Raw genomic sequence first — 7,891 nt, 5'->3', positions numbered from 1 at the left:
CCTTTTCCAATCCGCATCCCCCGTCCCATCCCGGCTGGAATAGGTCTTTGCCGGATCGCTGTGCCAGTTGATGATTTGACGGATAACGCCTACCGCGCCATGGGCGGCATGGGCCGCCAGCAGCCGTTCGACATCGGGATCATTCAGCGCCGCGAAGGCGACCAGCGCCATGGGCAGCGCCCCCGTATCCGCGACCTCCTGAAGCCAGGCCGTCTCCGACAGGGCATGGTCGGGATCGGGGCCGGCTTCGACATGCACCACACCGCGTATATCAAGCCCGCCCGTATCGGCCAGATAATCTGAAAGACCATAAGGCCTGGCGATGGATTCCACATTACCGGCGGGATTGTGGGGCAGCGGCCGGTCCATCAGCCACGAATAATGCTGACGTGTGAAATCCCACAGATGCATGTGGGGATCGATGATGGGCAAACGGGTCATCGGCATTTCCTGACAGGCGACAAGCGTGCCGTTCCCGGGGAAAGCGGGACCAATCGCTGCTGCCTGCATCGATCTGTTTTAACCGGGAAGGCCATCAATTTCATATATTGTGGGCAGGCATTACACAATATGAGATTTCATCAGAACGTCGCTTGTCGCTGGGATGGCGCTGCAAACCGTAGAGATGGGGCTTGCCGTTCCGCGTTTTCCGCAGAACGGCATCTGCGTAATGCCATTGGGCGTCCGGCGCGGCGGGTGACATGGTCGACGGCAAATCCCCCAATATCCAAGGATGACAGTCCGATGCGCTTCGACATGCGCGCCTTGCCGCCAGCGGCGCGGTACAAGATCATGACCTCCGCCATCACCCCGCGCCCCATTGCCTGGGTGACGACCTTGTCGGCGGAGGGCGTGCGCAACGCCGCGCCGTTCAGTTTCTTCAACATGGTCGGCGACGATCCGCCGCTGGTGGCCCTGGGCCTGATGCATCGCCCCGACGGGCGGTTGAAGGACACGACCGCGAATATCCTGGAAACGGGAGAGTTCACCGTCAATCTGGTGTCGGAGGATGACGCCGAGCGCATGAACCGCTGTTCCGCCGACGCGCCGCCGGGCGTAGACGAGCTGGCCTATGCCGGGATCGAGACGGCGCCGGCCAGCCTGATCCGCCCACCCCTGATCGCCAGCGCCCCTGTCAGTTTCGAATGCCGCCGCCATACGGTGCTGGAGACCGGTCCGCGCCAGACCCTGGTGCTGGGCGAGGTCTTGGCCGCCCACGTGGCCGACCGTTTCATCCTGGACGCCGCCAGCCATTATCTGGACACGCCTGCCATGAAGCTGATCGGACGCACCCACGGCCGTGGCTGGTATGTGCGCAACGGGGAAACCCTGCAGATGGACCGCCCGCCCTATGATCCGGACTGGCGTCCGTGATTAGCACTGGTCGGCCGCGATCCCGCCCGCCTAGGATGCAGGCCCTTTTCCGCCTTTGACGATTGTTGCCATGGCCAGCCCGCTTGCCCCCGCCCTTGCCGATATCCGCGCCCTGCTGCTGGACGGGGAAAGGCTGGTGCGCGCCGTGGGCAGCGGGCGCATGCGCAACATGGCGCCGCCCTGGCGGCGTGTGGAACTGCGCCCCGTGGCGCTGAAGGCCGGTGCCCACCTTCAAACCGTGGCCTATGACGACCGTCAGGCCCATACCAGCAACGCCGCCTTCGGCCCGGCCGCAGAGAAGGCGGTGGACGATCTGCTGGCCCTGGGGCTGGGCAACTGGCATGTCGAAACGCTGGACGCCACGGTGCAGGTGCGCATCACCAAGAAGGGCGAGGCCATGGTCAGCCGCACCGCCGCGGCGGCCCCGCGCGAACGCGCCCTGGATCATGACCGTACCAAGCAGCGCCTGCTCGACCCCGCCGATCCCTTCTGGCAGGCCGTGGGCATCGCCGACCATGAGGGCCGGATCAAGCCGACCCGTCAGGACAAGTACCGGCAGGTGGAGGAATTTGTCCGCGCCCTGGACGCTGTGCTGAAGGGCGCGACATTCCCGGAAGACCGGCCATTGCGGGTGGTCGATCTTGGCTGCGGCAACGCCTATCTGACCTTCGCCGCCTACCGGTTCCTGGCGCATGTGCGCGGGCTGGCGGTTGAATTCACCGGCGTGGACACAAAAAGACAGGCACGCGAACGCAACACGGAACTGGCCCGCACGCTGGGCTGGGACGGGCTGCGTTTTATCGAGGGCACGATCGCCGAGGCCCCCGTGGATGGGGCGGATATCGTCCTGGCCCTGCATGCCTGCGACACGGCCACCGACGATGCGCTGGCCCGCGCCGTGGCCTGGGGCGCGAAATATGTTCTGGCGGCCCCCTGCTGCCATCATGATCTGCAACGACAGTTGCGGGATAGCGAGGCGCCGTCCGCCTATGGTCTGGTGACCCGCCATGGCATCCTGCGCGAACGATTCGCCGACATGCTGACCGATGCATTGCGCGCCAGCCTGATGCGGCAGGCCGGCTATCGGGCGGAAATCATCGAATTCGTGCCGTCGGAACACACACCACGCAACACGTTGCTGCGGGCCGTGAAGACGGGGGCGGCACCAGAGGCCAAGGCGCTGGCGGAGTATCAGGCCCTGGTTCAGGAATGGGGCGTGACGCCGAAATTGTCGACGCTGCTGGGTTGCGACGCCGGCTTCTGAAGCGCCGGGTATCCATGTGGCCCTGATCGAACCGGGTGCTGAAGATCAGCCGGCCCCGAACAATGCCCGGCGGCGTCAGGTCACAAAACAAAAACCCCCGGCGGATCGCTCCGCCGGGGGTCTTCGCATTCAAGCCGGTTCGGCTGAACGACCGGGACTTAGAAGTCCATGTCGCCCATGCCACCCATGCCACCCGGGCCACCGGCCGGAGCGGACTTCGGCTGCGGCTTCTCACCGATCATGGCTTCCGTCGTGATCAGCAGGCCGGCGATGGAGGCGGCGTCCTGCAGGGCGGCGCGCACAACCTTGGTCGGGTCGATGACGCCGAACTTGAACATGTCGCCATATTCGCCGGTCTGGGCGTTGAAGCCGTGGTTGGTGTCACCCTGCTCCAGCAGCTTGCCGACGATCACCGAACCGTCGAAGCCGGCGTTCTGGGCGATCTGACGGACCGGGGCCTGCAGGGCCTTGCGGACGATGTCCACACCGAACTTCTGGTCCGGACCGGTGGTCGCCAGGGCTTCCAGGGCCTTGGTGGCGTACAGCAGGGCCACGCCGCCGCCGGCAACGATGCCTTCCTCGACCGCGGCGCGGGTGGCGTGCATCGCGTCATCAACGCGATCCTTGCGCTCCTTCACCTCGACCTCGGTGGCGCCGCCGACGCGCAGAACCGCAACACCGCCGGCCAGCTTGGCCAGACGTTCCTGCAGCTTCTCGCGGTCATAGTCGCTGGTGGTCTCTTCGATCTGGGCCTTGATCTGGGCGATACGGGCCTCGATGTCGGCCTTCGCGCCTTCGCCGTCGACGATCGTGGTGTTGTCCTTGCTGATCGTCACCTTCTTGGCGCGGCCCAGCATGTCCAGCGTCACGTTCTCCAGCTTGATGCCCAGATCTTCGCTGATGACCTGGCCGCCCGTCAGGATGGCCATGTCTTCCAGCATCGCCTTGCGACGGTCACCGAAGCCCGGGGCCTTCACGGCGGCGATCTTCAGGCCGCCACGCAGCTTGTTGACGACCAGCGTGGCCAGAGCCTCGCCTTCCACATCCTCGGCCACGATGACCAGCGGACGCGACGACTGAACAACGGCTTCGAGAACCGGCAGCATGGCCTGCAGGCCCGACAGCTTCTTCTCGAACAACAGGATGTACGGGCTTTCCAGGTCCGCGATCATCTTGTCGGCGTTGGTCACGAAGTAGGGCGACAGGTAGCCGCGGTCGAACTGCATGCCTTCGACGACATCCAGCTCGGTCTCCAGGCTCTTGGACTCTTCGACCGTGATCACGCCTTCGTTGCCGACGCGGGCCATGGCTTCGGCGATCTTGGCGCCGATGAAGGCCTCGCCATTGGCGGAGATGGTGCCGACCTGGGCGATCTCGTCGTTGGTCGTGACCTTGCGGCTACGGGCCTGGATGTCAGCCACGACGGTGGCGACGGCCAGATCGACGCCGCGCTTCACGTCCATCGGGTTCATGCCGGCGGCGATGGCCTTGGCGCCCTCACGGACGATGGCCTGGGCCAGCACGGTGGCGGTGGTGGTGCCATCGCCGGCCAGATCGGCCGTCTTCTGCGCCACTTCCTTGACCATCTGGGCGCCCATGTTCTCGAACTTGTCGGACAGTTCGATTTCCTTGGCGACCGAGACACCGTCCTTGGTGATGCGGGGAGCGCCGAAGCTCTTCTCGATCACGACGTTGCGGCCCTTCGGACCCAGGGTCACCTTGACAGCGTCAGCCAGAATGTCCACGCCGCGCAGCATCTTGGCGCGGGCGTCGGAACCGAACTTAACTTCCTTGGCAGCCATTGCTCAAATCCTTTGAATTCTATGGGTCAGGCTAGATCAGGTGATCCGACTCAGGCGTTCAGAACGCCCATGATGTCGCTTTCCTTCATGATCAGGTATTCGACACCGTCGATCTTCACCTCGGTGCCCGACCACTTGCCGAACAGAACACGGTCACCGGCCTTGACGTCAAGAGCCACCAGCTTGCCGGCCTCGTCACGGGCACCCGGACCCACGGCGACCACCTCGCCCTCCTGGGGCTTTTCCGAGGCGGTGTCGGGGATGATGATGCCGCCGGCCGTCTTCTTTTCGGACTCAACGCGCTTGACCACGACGCGGTCGTGCAGCGGACGGAACTTCATAGGATCTCTCCCTGAAAAGGCAAAAGGGTTTGGGCGTGAGCCTGTTGTTAGCACTCACGCTCGGTGAGTGCCAATGACCTAATCAACCCGACCCCGACTGTCAAGAAGTGCTCTGTCATATTTCGATGACGGCGGTGTGACGGGAGCGGAAGATCCACGGCGGGACGGGTTGCCAGCATCCACCGATCGGGAGTATGGCAGGGGGCATGAGCGACGCCGACACCATGTTTCTGTTCGACCGGCCCTTGATCCGCCAGCGGCGCGACCGCGCGGCGGCGGGGCTTTCCGCCCATGACTTCCTGCTGCGTGAGGTGGCGGACAGGCTTGGGGAGCGGCTGGACATGATCCGGCGCGAATTTCCGCGCGTCCTGAACCTGGGCAGCCACGGGGGCGAGGTCGAATCCGCATTGCAGGGCCGCAATGGCATCACCCACATGGTGCATGCCGATCTGTCCCCCGCCATGGCGCGGCTGGCCGGCGGCAATACCGGCAGCCCGGCCCTGGCGGCGGATGAGGAGGCACTGCCCTTCGCGCCGGACAGTTTCGACATGGTCATCTCCAATCTGTCCCTGCATTGGGTGAACGACCTGCCGGGCGCCCTGATCCAGGCGCGTCAGGTGCTGCGGCCCGACGGGCTGTTCATCGCCGCCATGCTGGGGGGCGACAGTTTGTTCGAACTGCGCCGGTCGCTGATGGAGGCGGAGATGGAGGTGACGGGCGGCGTATCGGCGCGGATCAGCCCGATGGCCGGCCTGCGCGATGCCGCCGGTTTGCTGCAACGCGCCGGTTATGCCCTGCCCGTGGCCGATATGGACACGCTGACCGTCTCCTATCCCGACCCGTTCCGCCTGATGCGTGACCTGCGCGGCATGGGGGAGACCAACGCCGCCCTGTCGCGTCTGAAACGGCCGACCCGGCGTGACGTCATCATCCGCGCCGCCGAACGCTACATGGAACTGTTCCGGGAAGAGGATGGCACCGTGCCGGCCACGTTCGAGGTGATCTTCCTGGCCGGATGGTCACCGGACTCTACGGTGCAGCAGCAGCCGGCCAAGCGCGGCAGCGCCTCCCACCGGCTGGCCGAGGCGCTGAACAGCATCGAGCATCCAACCGGCGTGAAGCCGCACTGAGGCGAGTGCCGACAGTATTTCCATCGCGCCAATGCCCTATCGGCCCTACGCCACCACGCAGGAAAGGCGTGACGCGGCGGAGTGGTCATGTTTAAAGGGCGTCAGAGCCCCATGGAGAGGACAGCCACATGGCGTCAGAAGAAGATATCGTCGAGCGCCTGCGTCGCCGCGCGGCCCGCGCCCGCGACCGCTATCCCGACGAAGCCGACGATCCGGCAACCCTGGTGGGGGGGCTGATCCAGGATTATGAAGCCGCCGCGGAGGAGATTCAGCGCATGCGCGATGCACTGAAGGACCTGTCACGCCAGGCCCTGCGGGCGATGCTGGGCTGAAAATCCAATGAATTCCAAGCGGTTGCCGTCATTTCGCATTTTCTGCAAGAAGCATTTGCACAGGCCGGACCGATGCGCTATGGTCCGCGCCGCCCGGAAATGCTCTCCGGTGCCGGTATGGACCCGTAGCTCAGCTGGATAGAGCGCTGCCCTCCGAAGGCAGAGGTCGCACGTTCGAATCGTGTCGGGTCCGCCACTTTCTCCCAAGACAATCAGATCGTTAGCAACGCGCATTTGTCGCATCGCGACAATCATCATTTAACTCATCGCTTATCCCCATCGGCTAAATGCCCCTCCGTTAACCTGTCCACGATGGGTTATCGGGGATTGAGCGCCGGGGTGGGAGATGATCAAGGTCGCCGGCGCACCCGCCAACCGCAAGCCTGACATCAGGCCAAACAAAACCCCGGCCCGTTGCCGGACCGGGGTTTGCAGTTTCAGGACGGGCCCGGCTCAGCCATGGGCCAGGATGGCCAGCAGCAGCAGCGCCACGATGTTTGTGATCTTGATCATCGGGTTCACGGCCGGGCCGGCCGTGTCCTTGTAGGGGTCCCCCACGGTGTCACCGGTCACGGCCGCCTTGTGCGCGTCCGAACCCTTGCCGCCATGGTGACCTTCTTCGATGTATTTCTTGGCATTGTCCCAGGCCCCACCACCCGACGTCATGGAGATCGCGACGAACAGGCCTGTGACGATGACGCCCAGCAGCATGGCGCCGACGGCGCTGAACGCCGCCCCCTTGCCCGCGATGGCGGCCACGATGAAATACAGCACCACCGGCGCCAGCACCGGCAGCAGCGAGGGGATGATCATCTCCTTGATAGCCGCCTTGGTCAGCATGTCGACGGCGCGGCCATAGTCGGGCTTGGACGTGCCCGCCATGATGCCCTTGTCCTCGCGGAACTGCCGGCGCACCTCTTCCACCACCGAGCCGGCGGCGCGGCCCACGGCGGTCATGCCCATGGCGCCGAATAGATAGGGCAGCAGGCCGCCCAGGATCAGGCCGACAACGACATAGGGATTGGCCAGGCTGAAATCCACCGTTACCCCGTCGAAATAGGGATAGGTGGCGGCATTGGCGATGAAGAACTTCAGATCCTCGTTATAGGCCGCGAACAGCACCAGGGCGCCCAGGCCGGCGGAGCCGATGGCATATCCCTTGGTGACGGCCTTGGTCGTGTTGCCGACGGCGTCCAGGGCGTCGGTGGTGACACGCACCTCCTTGGGCAGGTCGGCCATCTCGGCGATGCCGCCGCCATTGTCGGTGACGGGACCATAGGCATCCAGCGCCACGACCATGCCGGCCACGGCCAGCATGCTGGTCACCGCGATGGCAATGCCGAACAGGCCCGCCATCAGGTAACAGACAATGATCGCCACGCAGATCACCAGCGCCGGTAAGGCCGTGGCCTCCATCGACACGGCCAGACCCTGGATGACGTTGGTGCCATGGCCGGTGGTGGAGGATTGCGCCACCGACTTCACGGGGCGGTATCCGGTGCCGGTATAATATTCGGTGATCCAGACGATCAGGCCCGTCACCAACTGGCCGACCACCGCGCAATGGAACAGGTCGCCGCCCGTGAAGGTGACGCCAGCCCCGGTGGTCAGCACCGTGTGCACGCCCTCGGGCAGCACCCACTGCGTA

Annotated in this window: 8 protein-coding genes and 1 tRNA gene; 5 read left to right on the top strand and 4 right to left on the bottom strand. The window is 64.8% G+C overall.

Going from position 1 to position 7,891, the window contains the following annotated elements; all coding sequences use genetic code 11:
- The coding region (locus tag KBA48_RS31330) for an amidohydrolase (RefSeq protein WP_367273899.1) at positions 1-441 on the bottom strand (441 nt) is incomplete at its 3' end.
- 303 nt (positions 442-744) lie between these two features.
- Between KBA48_RS31330 and KBA48_RS31325 the strand changes: the two genes are divergently transcribed.
- Both KBA48_RS31325 and KBA48_RS31320 read left to right on the top strand, forming a co-directional pair.
- Entirely contained in the window at positions 745-1,374 is a 630-nt protein-coding gene (locus KBA48_RS31325) for a flavin reductase family protein (RefSeq protein ID WP_292912604.1), read from the top strand.
- 70 nt (positions 1,375-1,444) lie between these two features.
- The gene (locus KBA48_RS31320) at positions 1,445-2,638 is read left to right on the top strand and encodes an SAM-dependent methyltransferase (protein WP_292912603.1); all 1,194 of its coding nucleotides are present in this window, start codon (positions 1,445-1,447) and stop codon (positions 2,636-2,638) included.
- A gap of 158 nt (positions 2,639-2,796) precedes the next feature.
- On the opposite strand, the gene groL is transcribed toward KBA48_RS31320, so the two are convergent.
- Positions 2,797-4,440 (bottom strand): chaperonin GroEL, encoded by a 1,644-nt coding sequence (gene groL / locus KBA48_RS31315; protein WP_292912602.1) that lies wholly within the window; start codon positions 4,438-4,440, stop codon positions 2,797-2,799.
- A gap of 50 nt (positions 4,441-4,490) precedes the next feature.
- Positions 4,491-4,781, bottom strand: coding sequence for a co-chaperone GroES (gene groES, locus KBA48_RS31310; protein WP_094458166.1), 291 nt, complete (start codon positions 4,779-4,781; stop codon positions 4,491-4,493).
- 206 nt (positions 4,782-4,987) lie between these two features.
- Here groES and KBA48_RS31305 point away from each other — a divergent pair, with 206 nt between their 5' ends.
- The 3 genes from KBA48_RS31305 to KBA48_RS31295 all read left to right on the top strand — a co-directional run bounded on the left by KBA48_RS31305 (position 4,988) and on the right by KBA48_RS31295 (position 6,439).
- On the top strand, positions 4,988-5,911 hold the full coding sequence (locus KBA48_RS31305; RefSeq protein WP_292912601.1) for a methyltransferase domain-containing protein: 924 nt from the start codon (positions 4,988-4,990) through the stop codon (positions 5,909-5,911).
- Positions 5,912-6,039: 128 nt separating this feature from the next.
- Positions 6,040-6,243, top strand: a complete 204-nt coding sequence (locus tag KBA48_RS31300) for a hypothetical protein (RefSeq protein WP_292912600.1) — start codon at positions 6,040-6,042, stop codon at positions 6,241-6,243.
- 119 nt (positions 6,244-6,362) lie between these two features.
- Positions 6,363-6,439, top strand: a tRNA-Arg gene (locus KBA48_RS31295).
- A 257-nt stretch (positions 6,440-6,696) separates the two neighbouring features.
- Here the strand turns inward: KBA48_RS31295 and KBA48_RS31290 are convergent.
- On the bottom strand, positions 6,697-7,891 hold a 1,195-nt coding region (locus KBA48_RS31290), incomplete at its 5' end, for a sodium/proton-translocating pyrophosphatase (protein ID WP_292912599.1).

Origin of the sequence: Niveispirillum sp., from assembly GCF_017996735.1 — a bacterium.
In the GTDB taxonomy this organism is placed as follows: Bacteria; Pseudomonadota; Alphaproteobacteria; order Azospirillales; family Azospirillaceae; genus Niveispirillum.
The sequence above is the reverse complement of the archived record's forward strand: the minus strand, read 5'-3'. Positions and strand labels throughout refer to the sequence as shown.